16 protein-coding genes are annotated in these 16,322 nt (G+C 70.7%); 3 read left to right on the forward strand and 13 right to left on the reverse strand.

The genetic code is table 11. The features are described from left to right. Positions 1 to 123: 123 nt before the first annotated feature. The 3 genes from ACFYZQ_RS14800 (at position 124) to ACFYZQ_RS14810 (ending at position 4,447) form a co-directional block, all read left to right on the forward strand. Positions 124 to 675, forward strand: a complete 552-nt coding sequence (locus tag ACFYZQ_RS14800; RefSeq protein ID WP_389146569.1) for a DUF1697 domain-containing protein — start codon at positions 124 to 126, stop codon at positions 673 to 675. A 44-nt stretch (positions 676 to 719) separates the two neighbouring features. Next, entirely contained in the window at positions 720 to 1,745 is a 1,026-nt protein-coding gene (locus ACFYZQ_RS14805) for a ketopantoate reductase family protein (protein ID WP_389146572.1), read from the forward strand. A 203-nt stretch (positions 1,746 to 1,948) separates the two neighbouring features. Beyond that, positions 1,949 to 4,447, forward strand: a complete 2,499-nt coding sequence (locus tag ACFYZQ_RS14810; RefSeq protein WP_389146575.1) for a fibronectin type III domain-containing protein — start codon at positions 1,949 to 1,951, stop codon at positions 4,445 to 4,447. Positions 4,448 to 4,669: 222 nt separating this feature from the next. Here the strand turns inward: ACFYZQ_RS14810 and ACFYZQ_RS14815 are convergent, their stop codons facing one another. The 13 genes from ACFYZQ_RS14815 to ACFYZQ_RS14875 all read right to left on the reverse strand — a co-directional run bounded on the left by ACFYZQ_RS14815 (position 4,670) and on the right by ACFYZQ_RS14875 (position 16,173). Next, positions 4,670 to 5,407 (reverse strand): sirohydrochlorin chelatase, encoded by a 738-nt coding sequence (locus ACFYZQ_RS14815; protein ID WP_389146578.1) that lies wholly within the window; start codon positions 5,405 to 5,407, stop codon positions 4,670 to 4,672. Positions 5,408 to 5,413: 6 nt separating this feature from the next. Further along, positions 5,414 to 6,298: an ABC transporter permease gene (locus ACFYZQ_RS14820; protein ID WP_389146581.1), complete on the reverse strand. Its 885-nt coding sequence runs from the start codon at positions 6,296 to 6,298 to the stop codon at positions 5,414 to 5,416. Then, a complete protein-coding gene (locus ACFYZQ_RS14825; RefSeq protein WP_389146584.1) occupies positions 6,285 to 7,088 on the reverse strand; it encodes an ABC transporter ATP-binding protein in 804 nt (267 codons plus the stop codon). Before ACFYZQ_RS14825 ends, ACFYZQ_RS14820 begins: the two co-directional genes overlap by 14 nt. Before the next feature lie 12 nt (positions 7,089 to 7,100). Next, complete coding sequence (locus tag ACFYZQ_RS14830) at positions 7,101 to 8,222, reverse strand: aliphatic sulfonate ABC transporter substrate-binding protein (RefSeq protein WP_389146587.1); 1,122 nt, start codon at positions 8,220 to 8,222, stop codon at positions 7,101 to 7,103. Positions 8,223 to 8,455: 233 nt separating this feature from the next. Then, positions 8,456 to 9,784 (reverse strand): sulfate adenylyltransferase subunit 1, encoded by a 1,329-nt coding sequence (locus ACFYZQ_RS14835; RefSeq protein ID WP_389146590.1) that lies wholly within the window; start codon positions 9,782 to 9,784, stop codon positions 8,456 to 8,458. A gap of 2 nt (positions 9,785 to 9,786) precedes the next feature. Further along, entirely contained in the window at positions 9,787 to 10,731 is a 945-nt protein-coding gene (gene cysD / locus ACFYZQ_RS14840; protein ID WP_389146593.1) for a sulfate adenylyltransferase subunit CysD, read from the reverse strand. Next, positions 10,728 to 11,264, reverse strand: coding sequence for an adenylyl-sulfate kinase (gene cysC, locus ACFYZQ_RS14845; RefSeq protein WP_389146596.1), 537 nt, complete (start codon positions 11,262 to 11,264; stop codon positions 10,728 to 10,730). The genes cysD and cysC overlap by 4 nt, the downstream gene beginning before the upstream one ends. 55 nt (positions 11,265 to 11,319) lie before the next feature. Continuing rightward, positions 11,320 to 12,030: a phosphoadenylyl-sulfate reductase gene (locus ACFYZQ_RS14850; RefSeq protein ID WP_389146599.1), complete on the reverse strand. Its 711-nt coding sequence runs from the start codon at positions 12,028 to 12,030 to the stop codon at positions 11,320 to 11,322. Continuing rightward, positions 12,027 to 12,218 (reverse strand): hypothetical protein, encoded by a 192-nt coding sequence (locus ACFYZQ_RS14855; protein ID WP_389146601.1) that lies wholly within the window; start codon positions 12,216 to 12,218, stop codon positions 12,027 to 12,029. The genes ACFYZQ_RS14850 and ACFYZQ_RS14855 overlap by 4 nt, the downstream gene beginning before the upstream one ends. Next, positions 12,215 to 13,912 (reverse strand): nitrite/sulfite reductase, encoded by a 1,698-nt coding sequence (locus tag ACFYZQ_RS14860; protein ID WP_389146604.1) that lies wholly within the window; start codon positions 13,910 to 13,912, stop codon positions 12,215 to 12,217. Before ACFYZQ_RS14860 ends, ACFYZQ_RS14855 begins: the two co-directional genes overlap by 4 nt. Before the next feature lie 124 nt (positions 13,913 to 14,036). Beyond that, on the reverse strand, positions 14,037 to 14,120 hold the full coding sequence (locus ACFYZQ_RS14865; protein ID WP_310591794.1) for a putative leader peptide: 84 nt from the start codon (positions 14,118 to 14,120) through the stop codon (positions 14,037 to 14,039). A gap of 131 nt (positions 14,121 to 14,251) precedes the next feature. Continuing rightward, positions 14,252 to 14,815 carry a GNAT family N-acetyltransferase gene (locus ACFYZQ_RS14870; protein ID WP_389146607.1) on the reverse strand — a complete coding sequence of 188 codons (564 nt, stop codon included), beginning with the start codon at positions 14,813 to 14,815 and terminating at the stop codon, positions 14,252 to 14,254. A gap of 17 nt (positions 14,816 to 14,832) precedes the next feature. After that, positions 14,833 to 16,173: a hypothetical protein gene (locus ACFYZQ_RS14875; protein ID WP_389146610.1), complete on the reverse strand. Its 1,341-nt coding sequence runs from the start codon at positions 16,171 to 16,173 to the stop codon at positions 14,833 to 14,835. Positions 16,174 to 16,322: the final 149 nt, after the last annotated feature.

Consider the following 16,322-nt stretch of genomic DNA (forward strand, 5'->3'; position numbering starts at 1 on the left):
CGCAGGGGAGGACATCGGTCCCCTACATCTATCTGTGCGTCTCGGGGGCGCTGATCAGGGTGTCCGTCCCGTCGGCAGAGATCCACTCTGTATTGCCGCCGAGGGCCGCTCTATGGTGTCCGGGTGACGACGTATGCGGCGCTGCTGCGCGGAATCAACGTGGGCGGCAGCAGAAAAGTCCCGATGGCCGAACTGCGGCAGCTCATGACCGGCCTCGGTCACGACGGCGTACGCACCCATCTGCAGAGCGGCCAGGCCGTCTTCACCACCGGGCAGGGTGACGAGGAGTCCCTGGCCGCGGAGCTGACGGAGGCGATCGAGCGGCACTTCGGCTTCCGGGTCGACGTGATCGTCCGCGACCACGGCTATCTGCAGGCGGTGCTGGAGGCCTGCCCGTTCCCCGCGGCCGAGCTTCAGCCCAAGCAACTGCACGTCACCTACTTCTCCACGTCCGTCACCGCCGAACGCTTCGCGGACATCGACCGGGCCGCCCACCTCCCCGAGGAGTTCCGCCTGGGCGACCGCTGCCTGTACCTGTACGCCCCGGAGGGCCTCGGCCGCTCCAAACTCGCCGAGGCCCTGTCCCGGCCGCGGGTCACCAGGGGAGTGATCGCCACGAGCCGGAACTGGAACACGGTGGTCAAGCTGGTGGAGTTGACGGCACCGCAGGCTTGATCCCTGGCGGCGGACCGACCAGGCCCGTGTGCCAGGCTCGTCGCATGCGCTACATCATCATCGGGGCAGGGGCGGTCGGCGGGACCGTCGGGGGACGGCTGGCCCAGGGCGGCCACGAGGTCGTGCTGGTCGCGCGGGGCGCGCACCACGAGGCCCTGCGAGAGGGCGGGCTGCGGCTGCGGGTGCCGGAGGGCGAGCTGACGTACCGGCTGCCCGTCGTGGACGGACCGGAGCGGCTCGGCGAGCTGCGCGCCGACGACGTGCTGATACTGGCTGTCAAGACGCAGGACAGCACGGCCGCCCTGGAGGCCTGGGGCCCGGTTCCGGTAGAGGGCGGCGGGACGGCCGCCGAGCGGCTGCCGCTGCTGTGTGCGCAGAACGGGGTGGAGGGCCCGCGCCTGGCCCTGCGCCGGTTCCGGCACGTGTACGGCGTCTGTGTCTGGCTGCCGTCCACCTTCGTCGAGCCGGGCGTGGTCTCCGCCGCCGGGGCCCCGCTCACCGGGATCCTGCACCTCGGCCGTCATCCGCACGGCGCGGACGACCGCCTCCGGCGTATCGCCGCCGATCTGGAGAAGTGCCACTTCGAGGCGCCGGTGGCCGAGGACGTGGCGCGGTGGCAGTACGCGAAACTGCTCGGCAACCTCGGCAACGCGCTGGAGGCGGTCGGCGGGCCGGTCGACAGCGAGGCGGGCCGGGCGCTGTACGCGAGGGTCCGGGCCGAGGGCGAGGCCGTGCTGCGGGCCGCCGGGATCCCGTACGCGAGCGAGGACGAGCAGCGGGCGGCCCGCGGTGACAAGGTCACCCTGGTACCGCTCGACGGCGCCCCGCGCGGCGGCGGCTCCTCCTGGCAGTCCCTCACCCGCGGCACCGGCACCATCGAGGCCGACTACCTCAACGGCGAGATCGTCCTGCTGGGCCGCCTGCACGGTGTGCCGACCCCGCTGAACGAGCTGCTGCAGCGGCTCGCCAACCAGTTCGCCCGGGAGCGCAGGACGGCCGGATCCATGTCGCTCGCGGAGCTCACCCGGCTGGCCGACGAGGCCGAGGCGGGCATCGTGAAGGTGTCCTGAGTCGCCTTCTTCGTGACCGACTCATTGACGGTGACTCATCAATGCTCCTACCTTTCCCGGGACGGCACACGCTTCCCGCATGGGAGAGGTACATGCCCGCACTCCGCAGACACACACCATTACTCCTGATTTCCGCAACCCTCCTGCTCGGATCCCCCTCGGTCACGGCCGCCGCCCAAGCCGCCGTGACCTCCGATGTATACGTGTCTCCCGTCGGCGACGACCATGCCAACGGGACCGTCAAGCATCCCGTCCGCACCCTGGAGCGTGCCCGTGACCTGGTCCGCGCCAGGGTCGCGGACCTGCACGGCGACCTGACGGTCCACCTCGCGCCCGGAACGTACCGGCAGACCGAGCCGCTGGTGCTCGACGCCCGCGACTCGGGGACCGGTGGCCACCGGGTCGTCTGGCAGGGCGGTGACGGCACGGTCGTCAGCGGCGGGAGCAGGGTCACCGGATGGCAACCGGTCAAGGGCCGCACCGGCCTGTGGTCCGCACCCGCACCCCGAGGGCTCACCGACACACGGCAGTTGTACGTGGACGGAGTGCGCGCCCAGCGGGCCCGCGGGGCCGTACCGGTGAGCCTCACCCAGACGGCGGCCGGCTACGAGGCCTCCTCCGACACCATCGCCCACTGGAAGCACCCCTTAGACGCCGAGTTCGTGTACACCAGCGGCGAGGCCCTGTGGAACGTCGAGCGCAACGGCCTGGGCCAGTGGACCGAGCCGCGCTGCCGCATCGCCGCCGCCGAGGGCACCACCATCACCATGGCGCAGCCCTGCTGGGACAACTCCAACAAGCGGGTCGAGTTCCCCGACATCCCCGGCCGCACGGTCAGCATGGTCGGCCCGGGACACCTCACCAACGGCGGCAAGGCGTCCTACGTCGAGAACGCCTACGAACTCCTCGACCAGCCCGGCGAGTGGTACCTCGACAGGAGCGCGCGGAAGGTCTACTACCTGCCGCGCAAGGGCGAGGACCTCACCCGGTCCGACGTCGAGGCCGCCGCGGCCGAGAAACTGGTCGACGGGCGGGGCACGGCGGACGCCCCCGTCCACGACATCGCCTTCCGCGGCATCCAGTTCAGCTACGCGACCTGGCTGACCCCCTCCCGGCCCGAAGGCTTCTCCGAGATCCAGGCCGGCTACACCATCACCGGCGAGAAGGGCTGGGCCACCCAGGGACTGTGCCAGTACGTCGAGGGCGGCACGTGCCCGTTCGCGTCCTGGACGAAGATGCCCGGCAACGTGTCCTTCACCCACGGGCAGCGCATCGAGTTCTCCGACGACGTCTTCGCCCACCTCGGCGCCTCCGGGCTGGACCTGGGAGCCGGCAGCAAGGACTCGTCCGTCACCGGCAGCGTCTTCACCGACATCTCCGGCAACGGCCTGGAGATCGGCGGAGTGGACGGCCAGACCCCCGCCTCCGGCGTACAGGTGACGGACAATCACCTCTACGGGCTGCCACGCGAGTACCACGGCGGCGTCGCCATCCTGGGCGGCTACACCCAGCACGACACCATCGCCCACAACCAGATCGACCACGTCGGCTACAGCGCCGTGTCGATGGGCTGGGGCGGCTGGCCCGACAAGATCGGCGACCCGGCCACGCCGAACCCGAGCCACGACAACGCGGTACGCGACAACCTGATCTTCGACTACATGCAGATGCTCGACGACGGCGGCGGCATCTACACCCAGGGACTGACCGGCACCTCCCTGGCCGACGGCGAGAAGGTCACCGGCAACGTCATCCACGACCAGTGGGGCCTGGGCAAGAGCGTCTACACCGACAACGGCTGCACCTACGAGACCGTCGAGGGCAACGTCCTCTACCACGCCTCCTACGCCAACGTCGCCTCCCGGCACACCGACTACCGGGACGACCTCGGCAACAACGACCCCACCCTGGTCAAGGACAACTGGTGGGAGGAGGGCACCGCCGACGGGGACAACAAGGGGCTGGTGACCACCGGAAACAAGATCATGGCGTCGCCGTCCGACGTACCGGCGGCGGTACTGGGCAACGCGGGACTCGAACCGCCCTACCGGCACCTGCTGAGCCGCCGCGTCGGCGCGCTCTCCGTCCCCGAGGCGCCCTCCAGGGTCGGCACCAGCGCCGCGGGCGCGGACGCGCTGTACGTCACCTTCAACCCGACGTTCGCGGACGGCGGTTCACCCGTGACGTCGTACACGGCCCGCGCCTACGACACGACGGGCCGGCAGGTCGCCGAACAGACTGTCAGTGCCGCCGACTTCAGGCGCACCGCCCTGGTCCGCATCGGCCGGCTGCCCTCGTCCGGCGGTCCGTTCACGGTGACGGTCACCGCGCGCAACGCGTACGGAGCCGGCGCCCCGTCCCCAGCCTCGGCGCCCCTTTCACCGACGGCGACGACCGTCCTGCCGGCCGCCCCGACCGGGGCCAAGCTGCGCACGGCGTCCACCGCGGCCACCCTCGCCTGGACGCCGCCCACCGCGACGGGCGACGCCAAGGTCACCGGCTACCGGGTGACCGTCTCGGACGGCCGCGACCCGGTCGACGTCACCGGCCGGGACGTCCTGGTCACCCAGGCCTCCGCCAAGGGCATGTTCCGGGTGCTCGGCGGACTGCGCCCCGGCACCTCGTACACCGTGACCGTGGCGGCGGTGACCGCGGCGGGCACCGGGCCCGCCGCTACCGTCACGGCGACCACGAAACCCTGACGCCGCAGCGGAAATCCCCGCCGCTGTGACACTTCCGACGGGGGAAACGCAGAACCAAGTGCCGGGCACGACAAGAAGGTTGGCCACGACCGGAAGGCCGTGCCCCGGCACCGTCCGCGGGCCGGCGTCACAGGGGAGCGCCGGACCGCGGACCTTCGGCGAATCCGGCTCCCGGTGACACCGGCCCGTTGCGTGGTACGGACGGCGTGGTGCGGCGGACGCTCAGGCGCCGACGGCCAGCCGCGCCGGGTCGCGTGCCGCGTCGTACCGCTCCAGCAGCACCCGGGCCACCTCCGGGGCGGGACCGAGGACGCCGGCCAGTACGTCCGCCTCCGCCGCGCCCCGCGCGATACGGTCCGGCAGGAAGCCGGGGGCCAGGACGTAGGGGGCGACCGCGACCTTCGCGCAGCCCAGCTCCCGCAGTTCGCGCACGGCGTCCTGAGTGCGCGGAAGGGATGCGGAGGCGAACGCAGGCCGCACGGCGCACCAACCGGTGCGCCGCCACTCCCGCGCGATGTCAGCGATCACTGCGATCGCCTCCGGGTCGGTGGACCCCGCCGAGGCCAGCACGACCCCGGTCGAGGACTTGTCGGTGGGCGCCAGCCCCGCCTCGTGCAACCGGCGTTCCAGCGCCGCCAGCAGCAGCGGGGAGGGGCCCAGCACCTCCGCCTGCCGGATCCGCAGCCGCGGCGGCGCGTCCCGCAGGACCGCCGGGATGTCCGCCTTCGCATGGAAGGCGCGGGTCAGCAGCAGGGGCAGCGCCACGACGTCACGGACGTCCTCCGCCGCCAGGGACTCCAGCACCCCGTTGACGGAGGGGACGTTGAAGTCCAGGAACCCGGTCTCCACGCGCACCCCCGGCCGCAGCGACCGCACCCGCCGCACGAGGGCGTGCACGGTCGCGGCGTGCCGCGGGTCGCGGCTGCCGTGGGCGATGACGAGAAGGACCGGTGCACGCATGGGGGATCAGCTCTTCACCAGCAGGCCGCGGCCGCGCAGCACCCGCCGCTCCAGCGGGCTGAAGATCAGCAGGTCGATGGCGATGCCGACGAACAGGATCAGCAGGATGGCCTCGAACACCATGGCCATGTCGCTGGCGGTGCGGGCGTTCTCCAGCAGCTGGCCGAGGCCCACGCCCAGGTCGGGGAAGTTCGCGATGATCTCCGCGGCCATCAGCGAGCGCCAGGCGAACGCCCAGCCCTGCTTCATGCCGGCCACATAGCCGGGCAGCGCGGCGGGCAGCGTGACGTGCCAGACGCCCCTGAGGCCGGTCGCGCCCATGGTGCGGCCCGCGCGCAGGAAGAGCGGGGGCACCTGGTCGACGCCGGACACCAGGCCGTTGGCGATCGAGGGGACCGCGCCGAGCAGGATCACCGCGTACATCATCGAGTTGTTCAGACCCAGCCAGATCACGGCCGGCGGCACCCACGCCACCGACGGCAGCGACTGCAGGCCGGACAGGATCGGACCGATGGCGGCGCGCACGAACCTCACCCGCGCCACCAGCAGTCCCAGCGGGGTGCCGATCAGCAGCGCGAAGAAGAAGCCCAGCAGACCGCGGGAGACGCTGGTCCAGATGTAGCCGAGCAGATCGCCCTTGAGCCAGTCGTTCTTGAAGGCCTGCGCCACCGCCGACGGCGCCGGCAGCTTGCTGGGGTTGTCGACGATCTTCAGCGATATCAGCCCCTGCCAGACCAGCAGGACCACGGCGATCGCGATGACCGGAGGCAGGATCTTGTCGACGAAGGTCTTCCGGAACGGCGGGCGGCCCGTGGCCGTCGTCTCCAGGGCGTCCAGGCCCGCCTCGACGCTCCCGGCGTCCTTGACCGGTGTCGTCTCAGTGCTGGCCATGACGGCGGATCTCCCCACGCAGTACATCGGTGATCTCAAGGGACAGTTCGGCCACGGGGGCGTCCTCGATGCGCCGCGGCTGCGGGATGTCGACCGACCACTCGCGCGCGATCCGGCCCGGGCGGGAGGACAGCAGGATCACCCGCTGGGCGAGTCGTACCGCCTCGCGCACGTTGTGCGTGACGAACAGCACCGACACCCCCGTCTCCGCCCAGATGCGGGTCAGCTCGTCGTGCAGCAGGTCCCGCGTGATGGCGTCCAGGGCCGCGAACGGCTCGTCCATCAGCAGCAGGTTGCTCTCCTGCGCCAGCGCCCGGGCCAGCGCCACACGCTGCCGCATACCGCCCGACAGTTCGTGGACGCGCTTGCCGTGCGCGCCCTTCAGCCGGACCAGTTCGAGCAGCTCCTCGGCCTTGCCGCGCCGCTCGGGCTTGGGAACACCCCTGAGTTTCAGGGCGAGTTCGATGTTCTTGCCCGCGGTCAGCCACGGGAAGAGGGCGTGCTCCTGGAACATCAGGGCAGGGCGGCCGTCCGTGGTGATGTCACCGGCGGTGGGCCCGTCCAGGCCCGCCACCAGGTTCAGCAACGTGGACTTGCCGCAGCCCGACGCCCCCAGGAGGGTGACGAACTCGCCGGGTGCGACATCGATGCTGATGTCGTCCAGGACGAGCTGCTGCCCACCCGGTGTCGCGAAGGACTTCGAGACGTGGTCGAGACGAGCCGCGTACTCGACGGACTCCGCGGCCTTGGCAAGGGTCGTGGCCATGTTCGTCACCTCCTGGGAACTCATCGGGGACTTGCGTCAGCTGGTGCCGAGACCGGCGGCGTCCACGGTGTTCTCACCCTCGGCCTTGAGGACCTTGTTGAGGAGGGTGAGGTCGTAGATGCCCTTGAGGTTCGGCTTGTCCAGCAGGCCGGCCTTGACCGCGTGCTGTGCCTCGGTGTTCAGGGTGGAGGCCAGCGGATCGTCGGTGAACTGGATCGACTTCCACGCCGGGTCCAGGACGTTCGCGGGGAGCGCCTTGCCCGAGTCGGCCTCCAGCTGCTTGTTCGCGGCGGCCTTGGCCTTGTCCGGGTTGGCGTTGATCCACTTGTTGGCCTCGACGGAAGCCTTCAGCACGGCCTCGACGGCCTTCGGGTGCTGCTTGAGGAAGGACTGCCGCACGATGATGTTCGTGATCACGAACTTCTTGCCGGGCCACAGCGTGGACTCGTCGAGGATCGTCTTGCCGCCCTCGGCGACCAGCTTCGAGGCGGTCGGCTCCGGCACCCAGGCGCCGTCGATGGAGCCGGCCTTGAAGGCGTCCGGGGTCACCTTGTTGTCGCTGCGGACGACCGTGACGTCGCCCTTGCCGCTCTGCGCGTCGACCTTCCAGCCCTGGTCGGCGATCCAGTTGAGGAACGCCACGTCCTGGGTGTTGCCGAGCTGGGGTGTCGCGATCTTCTTGCCCTTGACGTCCTTCAGGGACTTGATCTTCTTCGGGTTCACGACGAGCTTCACACCGCCGGACGCCGAACCGCCGATGATCTTCAGGCTCTTGCCGTCGGACTTGGTGTAGCCGTTGATCGCCGGGGACGGGCCGATCCAGCCGATGTCGATGGAACCGGAGTTGAGCGCCTCGATCTCGGAGGGGCCGGCGTTGAAGGTGGCGTAGTCGGCCTTGGTGGCGCCCAGTTCCTTCTGGAAGATGCCCTGCTCACGGGCGACCAGCGCGGTCCCGTGGGTCAGGTTGCCGAAGTAGCCGATCTTGACGGAGCCGAGGCCGTCGATCTTCTTGGCGCCGGCGGCGACCTTCTGGTTGGCGGAGGTGCCCTCGGACTTGGAGCCGTAGCCGCAGGCTGCGAGGGTCAGCAGGGGGAGCGCGGCGACCACGGCTATACCGCGGCGAAGGAGCGTCGAACGGGGTGAGCGGTTGTCAGGCACGGGAGGCGTTCCTCTCGTAGGCCCGGCGGTCACGGTCTCTCAGGTCGTGGCCGGGAGTTCGGCAAGGGTCTTCGTCGCTTCCGGGACGTCGGGTGGGGGGACGGGGCGCGCAGGCAGTGCGCGTACGTCATCGCACACATCGCGCCACTCCGCCCTGCCCGCTGCCGAGGGCGCCGCTGCCGACGCGGCCGCCCTCCTTCGCGAACGTCGAGTAGACGTCGGTCGTCCTCATGTCAGAAGTCCCAGCCGTCGTCGTCGGGCTCGTCCTTGACGGGCTCGGGGGCGGCGAAGGACTCGCCGACCATGCCCGCGGTGAGCGTGGTGCCGTCGCTGGGGTCGATCAGGATGAAGGAGCCGGTGCGCCGCGAGTCGGAGTAGGAGTCGAGCGGCAGCGGCTCGGCGGTGCGGACCTTGACCCGGCCGATGTCGTTGGCGACGAGCTGCCCCGGGTGCGGGTGCAGGGACAGGTCGGCGAGCGTGAGCCGGGACGGGATGTCCTTCACGATCGCCTTGACCGTGCGGGTGCCGTGCTTGAGCAGCACCCGGTGACCGACGGTCAGCGGGGCGTCCGCGACATGGCAGACCGTGGCCTCGACGTCCTGGGTGGTCGCCGGGGCGTCCTTGGTCGGCACGATCAGGTCACCGCGCGAGACGTCGATGTCGTCCTCGAGCAGGATGGTCACCGACTGCGTGGTCCAGGCGACGTCGACCGGCTCGCCGAGCAGGTCGATCCCGGAGATCTTCGTCGTGCGGCCGGACGGCAGGACCGTCACCTGCTCACCCACGCGGAACGAACCGGCCGCGATCTGGCCCGCGTAGCCCCGGTAGTCCGGGTGCTCGGGGGTCTGCGGCCGGATCACGTACTGCACGGGCAGCCGGGCGTGGCAGTGCGCCAGGTCGTGGCTGACCGGGACGGTCTCCAGGTGCTCCAGGACGGTGGGTCCGCCGTACCAGTCCATGTTCGCGGACGGCTCCACCACGTTGTCCCCGGCCAGCGCCGAGATCGGGATCGCGGTGACCTCGGGGACGCCCAGTTCGGTCGCGTACGCCGTGAACTCCTCGGCGATCGCGGCGAACACGGACTCCTGGTACTCGACGAGGTCCATCTTGTTGACGGCGAGGACCACGTGCGGGACACGGAGCAGCGCGGCGATGGCGGCGTGCCGGCGGGTCTGCTCGACGACGCCGTTGCGGGCGTCGACCAGGATCACCGTCAGCTCGGCGGTGGAGGCGCCGGTGACCATGTTGCGGGTGTACTGCACATGGCCGGGCGTGTCGGCGAGGATGAACCGGCGGCGCGGGGTGGCGAAGTAGCGGTAGGCCACGTCGATGGTGATGCCCTGCTCGCGCTCGGCGCGCAGCCCGTCGGTGAGGAGGGCCAGGTCGGGGGCGTCCTTGCCGCGGCTCAGGGAGGCGTGCTCGACGGCCTCCAACTGGTCGGTGAGGACCGACTTGGAGTCGTGCAGCAGGCGGCCGACGAGGGTGGACTTGCCGTCGTCGACCGAACCGGCGGTGGCGAACCGCAGCAGGGTGGCGGCGGAGAGTTCCGTGGTCGTGGTCATGCTTAGAAGTACCCCTCGCGCTTGCGGTCTTCCATCGCGGCCTCGGACATCTTGTCGTCGGCGCGGGTGGCGCCACGTTCGGTCAGCCGGGAAGCGGCGATCTCGGTGATGACGGCGTCCAGCGTGGTGGCGTCGGAGTCGACGGCACCCGTGCAGGACATGTCGCCGACGGTCCGGTAGCGCACCAGGCGCTTCTCGACCGTCTCCCCGTCCTTCGGGCCGCCCCACTCGCCCGCCGTCAGCCACATGCCGGCCCGCTGGAACACCTCGCGCTCGTGCGCGAAGTAGATCTCGGGCAGTTCGATGCCCTCGCGGGCGATGTACTGCCAGACGTCCAGCTCGGTCCAGTTGCTGAGCGGGAAGACGCGGACGTGCTCGCCGGGCGCGTGCCGGCCGTTGTAGAGGTTCCACAGCTCGGGCCGCTGCCGGCGCGGGTCCCACTGGGAGAACTCGTCGCGCAGCGAGAACACCCGCTCCTTCGCCCGGGCCTTCTCCTCGTCCCGGCGGCCCCCGCCGAAGACGGCGTCGAACCGCTCGCTCTGGATCTTCTCCGTCAGCGGCACCGTCTGCAGCGGGTTGCGGGTGCCGTCGGGGCGCTCCTTGAGCACACCGCGGTCGATGTAGTCCTGCACGGAGGCCACGTGCAGGCGCAGCCCGTGCCGCCGGACCGTGCGGTCGCGGTACTCCAGGACCTCGGGGAAGTTGTGCCCGGTGTCCACGTGCAGCAGCGAGAAGGGCACCGCTGCCGGGGCGAACGCCTTCAGCGCCAGGTGCAGCATGACGATGGAGTCCTTGCCGCCGGAGAACAGGATCACCGGCCGCTCGAACTCACCCGCCACCTCGCGGAAGATGTGCACCGCCTCGGACTCCAGCGCGTCCAGGTGGGAGAGGGCGTACGGGCTGTCCGTGCCCTCGCCGCCCCCCTTGACCGTGGTGACGGTCGTCATGCCAGTCCCCTTTCGCTGAGCAGGGCGTGCACGGAGGCCGCGGACTCCGGAACGCTCTGGTGCTGCGACTCGATGCGCAGGTCGGGCGAATCGGGCTCCTCGTACGGGTCGTCGACGCCCGTGAGCCCCGACAGCTCGCCCGCGGCCTGCTTGGCGTACAGCCCCTTCACATCGCGTACCGAGCACACCTCGACCGGGGTCGCCACGTGCACCTCCAGGTACGCCGTGCCGTTCTCCTGGTGCCGCTTGCGGACCGCGTCCCGGCTGTCCGCGTACGGCGCGATCACCGGCACCAGGGCCTTGACGCCGTTGCGGGCCAGGAGCTCGGCGACGAAGCCGATGCGCTGCACGTTGGTGTGCCGGTCCTCGCGGCTGAAGCCGAGGCCCGCCGAGATGAACTCGCGGATCTCGTCGCCGTCGAGCACCTCGACGAGGTGGCCCTCCTCGCGCAGCCGTCCGGCCAGCTCGTACGCGATGGTGGTCTTGCCGGCACTCGGCAGACCCGTGAGCCAGACAGTGGCTCCGGTCGTCACGTGCGTCTCCCTGCTCGTCGGACTCGTCGGAGAATGCGTGGAAATCTCGGTCATGTCAGCCGTGCAGCCCGCACTCGGTCTTGCTGCGGCCCGCCCAGCGCCCGGCACGCGCGTCCTCGCCCTCGAGGACCCGGCGGGTGCACGGGGCGCAGCCGACGGAGGCGTAGCCGTCCATCAGCAGCGGATTGGTCAGTACGCCGTGCTCGGCGACGTAGGCGTCCACGTCGTCCTGCGTCCAGCGGGCGATCGGCGAGATCTTGACCTTCTGGCGCTTGTCGTCCCAGCCCACGACCGGGGTGTTCGCCCGGGTCGGGGACTCGTCGCGGCGCAGACCCGTCGCCCAGGCCTGGTAACCCTTGAGGCCCTCCTCCAGGGGCTGCACCTTGCGCAGCTTGCAGCACAGGTCGGGGTCGCGGTCGTGCAGCTTCGGACCGTACTCGGCGTCCTGCTCGGCGACCGTCTGCCGCGGGGTGAGCGTGATGACGTTGACGTCCATCACCGCGTCGACCGCGTCCCGGGTCCCGATGGTCTCCGGGAAGTGGTAGCCGGTGTCGAGGAACACCACGTCCACGCCCTTCATCACGCGGGACGCCAGATGGGCGACCACCGCGTCCTCCATGGAGGACGTGACGCAGAAGCCCTTGCCGAAGGTGTCCACCGCCCACTGGAGGATCTCCAGCGCGGAGGCGTCCTCCAGGTCGCGGCCCGCCTGCTCGGCGAGCGCCTTCAGTTCCTCGGCGGTACGTGTTTCCTGAGCCGTCGTCATATCCGGTCATCCCCTCCATCGTCGGCTCGCTGCAGCCCCCGGGCCAGCAGCCCGAGGAACTTCAGCTGGAATGCGCGGTTGCACGCCGCGCATTCCCAGGCGCCGTGACCGCTTTCCGGGGCTTCGCTGGGACGAAGGTCCTCGTCGCCGCAGTAGGGGCAGTAGAAAGGTGCGGCGCGCTCACTCACGACAGGGCCTCCTCTGCGGCGCGCGCGGCCCAGGCGGCGAACCGCTCGCCGTCCTCGCGCTCGGCCTGGAAGCGCCTCAGGACGCGCTCGACGTAGTCGGGGAGCTCCTCCGCGGTGACCTTCAGACCGCGCACCTTGCGGCCGAAGCCGGGCTCGAGGCCCAGGGCGCCGCCGAGGTGCACCTGGTAGCCCTCGACCTGGTTGCCGTCCTTGTCCAGGACGAGCTGTCCCTTGAGACCGATGTCCGCCACCTGGATACGGGCGCAGGCGTTGGGGCAGCCGTTGAGGTTGATGGTGATCGGCTCGTCGAAGTCCGGGATCCGGCGCTCCAGTTCGTCGATCAGCTGGGAGCCGCGCTGCTTGGTCTCGACGATGGCGAGCTTGCAGTACTCGATGCCGGTGCACGCCATGGTGCCGCGCCGGAACGGGGAGGGCCTGGCGCTGAGGTCCAGCGCCTCCAGGGCCTCGACCAGCGAGTCGACCTGGTCCTCCTCGACATCGAGGACGATCATCTTCTGCTCGACGGTCGTCCGGACCTGCCCGGAGCCGTGCGCCTCCGCGAGGTCGGCGATCTTCGTCAGCGTGGTGCCGTCGACCCGGCCGACCCGTGGGGCGAAACCGACGTAGAAGCGGCCGTCCTTCTGCCGGTGCACTCCGATGTGGTCGCGCCACTGCTGGACCGGCTGCTCGGGAGCCGGGCCGTCGACGAGCTTCCGCCCGAGGTACTCGTCCTCCAGCACCTGCCGGAACTTCTCCGCGCCCCAGTCGGCGACCAGGAACTTCAGGCGAGCCCTCGTACGAAGCCGCCGGTAGCCGTAGTCACGGAAGATCGACAGCACGCCCTCGTAGACGTCCGCCACCTCGTCGACCGGAACCCAGGCGCCGAGCCGCACCCCGAGCTTGGGGTTGGTCGACAGTCCGCCGCCGACCCACACGTCGAAACCCGGCCCGTGCTCGGGGTGGCGGACGCCGACGAACGCCACGTCGTTGATCTCGTGGACGACGTCCAGCAGCGGCGAACCCGAGATGGCCGTCTTGAACTTGCGGGGGAGGTTGGAGTACGCCTTGTTGTTCAGGACGCGGCGCTTCATCTCCTCCAGCGCCGGGGTGCCGTCGATGATCTCGTCCTCGGCGATGCCCGCGACCGGCGAGCCGATCATGACGCGGGGCGTGTCACCGCAGGCCGTGACCGTGGACAGCCCGACGGCCTCCAGCCGCTCCCAGATCTCGGGCACGTCCTCGACGCGGATCCAGTGGTACTGGACGTTCTGCCGGTCGGTGATGTCGGCGGTGCCGCGCGCGAACTCCTGGGAGATCTCACCGATGACCCGCAGCTGCTGGGTGGTCAGCGCCCCGCCGTCGATGCGGACGCGCATCATGAAGTACTCGTCGTCCAGCTCCTCCGGCTCCAGGATCGCGGTCTTGCCACCGTCGATCCCGGGCTTGCGCTGGGTGTACAGCCCCCACCAGCGCATCCGCCCGCGCAGGTCGCTGGGGTCGATCGAGTCGAAGCCGCGCTTGGAGTAGATCGTCTCAATGCGTGTCCGCACATTGAGACCGTCGTCGTCCTTCTTGACCTGCTCGTTGCCGTTGAGCGGGGTGAAGTGACCCACGGCCCACTGACCCTCACCGCGGTGACGGCTCACCTTGCGTCGGGGCGCGGAGGCGTCAGGGTTCTGTGGGGTGGCGGCCATGGTGGGTACGTCCTTCGGGACAGGCGGAAAGCGGCTCTTACCTGCGCGTATGGTGATACGGGCATACGTGCGCGTCGTTGCGCAGGAGGAGAGGGAAGTCGTGAATGTCGGGTCGCTGGAGCTGTCAGCGCGCCGGACAGATGGCGCTGGACATGCGGCCGAGGTCGACGTGCCGCCGACTCACCAAGGCGATTCCAGTTCCGGACATGACGAAAGCGTGTCATGGGGATCTCTGACCAGTCCACCTTTATCCGCGATGTGGACACGCATGTCTCGAATCATGGACGCTGTGATCTGTGTCATGCGTCCCAAGGCCCGCGGCGGCCGTACGTCTTGTCGTCAGGCCCCCGGCCAGGGCCCCGGAGCCGGCACCTCGCGCTCCTCCTCCACCTTGGTGTCGAACAGCCGGAAGCCGCGCCGCAGATAGTTGTCCATGGCGAACTCGCCGTCCTTGCTGCAGGTGTGCAGCCACACCCGTTTCGTCGGCGCCCGCCCGCTCCACCGTTCGGCGAGGTCCCACGCCCGGGCCGTGCCATGGGCCAGCAGATGGCCGCCGATGCGCCGGCCGCGGAAGGCGGGCAGCAGGCCGAAGTACGTGATCTCCACGACCCCTTCGTCCTGCGGGTCCAACTCCACGAAACCGGCCGGAGTGCCCCGGTCGTGGGCGACCCACGTCTCCACGCCGGGCCGCTCCAGGTACTCCCGCCACCGGTCGTAGCTCCAGCTCAGCCGGTCGGTCCAGCGGATGTCACCGCCGACCGACGCGTACAGGAAGCGGCTGAACTCGGGGGAGGGGACCTCGGAGCGGACGATCCGGACATCGCCGTCGGGGGCGGCGGCCGGCAGGAGGTCGGCCGGGGACGTCTGCTCCAGGGACCAGGTGGTGACCGTGATGCTGCTCATGGGGGTCAGGGAATCATCTACCCCAGCGCACTGTCGATGGCGGTCAGGGGCACGGAGAACAGCATGCGGTCCGTGACCGACCACACCTCGCCCGTCTGAGGCCAGTAGGACAGGGACCCTGCCTCCTCGGCCCAGCAGTGGCGCGTGGCGTCGGAGCCGCAGCGTGCCGACCTCGCGCCGTCGGCGTCCTGGGCCCAGAGGGTGCCGTGGCCGTCCAGGTCGCGGGGCGGGTGCGTGATGTACCAGGTCGGCCGGGCCGCCCCGACCGGGTGGTACGACAGCACCCCCTGGACGCCGGCCGCCCCGGTCCAGTACGCGTCGACCGCGTCCACCCGGCCGGCCGCGTCCGTGGCGAGCGGCCCGCCGTGCGCCGGGACGGCGCTGAGGGAGTACCGCCACAGACGGGACTGCCGGTCGCCGCCGGCGGGGGTCCGTTCGGCGACGACCAGGCTGTCGGGGGACGTGCCCCGGTCGAGCGAGAGACTGCCCGGACAGGGTGTGCCGTGCTCCGTGCCGGTGCAGCGGCCGGCCGTGAAGCGGTAGGAGGCCACGGCCGGCATCACATAGTCGTAACCGTCGGCCGACCAGCCGCCGGGCACCCGGCCGACCGCCGGGCCGTCCACGCTGGTGCGCTGGATGCGGTTCAGGTCGTAGACGTAGAGCGCCTCGGCCGACTTCGGGCCGGAGGTGACGAGCAGCTTGTCCCCGTACCAGACCATGCCGGCGACGGGGGAGGTCAGGCCGCGGTAGTCGCGCCCCCCGTCCACCGGGACGACCAGCAGCACCCAGCGGTAGGCCGGGTGGCGGGGATCGTCGGCGTCGACGAAGGCGACCCGGGCGAGGCCCCGCTCGTGGACGGGCCCGGACGTCGTGCTGTGCGTCCAGCCCGCGAGGATCACACGGTCGGTGCCCCACAGGCCGTCGTCGTCCGCGTCACCGGACGTGGTCACCGAAGCCGGCCGCCAGCCGGTGTCGGCGGTGTCGGCCGGATCCCAGCAGTACGCCGTCGTGGCCGCGGGGGCGACGGGCAGTGACTCGCGCTCCTCGGAGCCGCAGTCGGCCGACTCGCGCAGGGTGCGGTCCGCGCTCCGCAGGACCGTGCCGACACCGACCGGACGGCCCATGGACGAGGAGAGCCGGTCCAGCGAGCGGGCCCGCACGGGGTGCTCCTCGAGCCGCAGCGCGCCGGTCCGCGCGGAGGAGGCCAGTGGCGTCAGGGCGCCGGGGTCGTCGGCGACCGTGGCCTGTGAAGCGCTGATCAGGGTGGCCGCCGCGGTGAGCGCGAGTGCGGTCCCGGCGAGGACCGCGCGCAGCGCCGCACCTCGTCTGCGCCGGCGGTGTCTGCCGCGTTGCTTCATGTCTCCTCCCGAGGCGGGCCAACTGCGCCTGATGGTCATTGCGTTGACCGAGGAGCAGGTGGGGTGGCCCGTAGGGGGATGCTACGGCAGTCGGGGCGGCGCGGGTCGAAGACCTCGCAAATATGCGGAAGATGCATCCTCGGATATGC

Source organism: Streptomyces sp. NPDC001843, assembly GCF_042891955.1.
Taxonomy (GTDB): domain Bacteria; phylum Actinomycetota; class Actinomycetes; order Streptomycetales; family Streptomycetaceae; genus Streptomyces.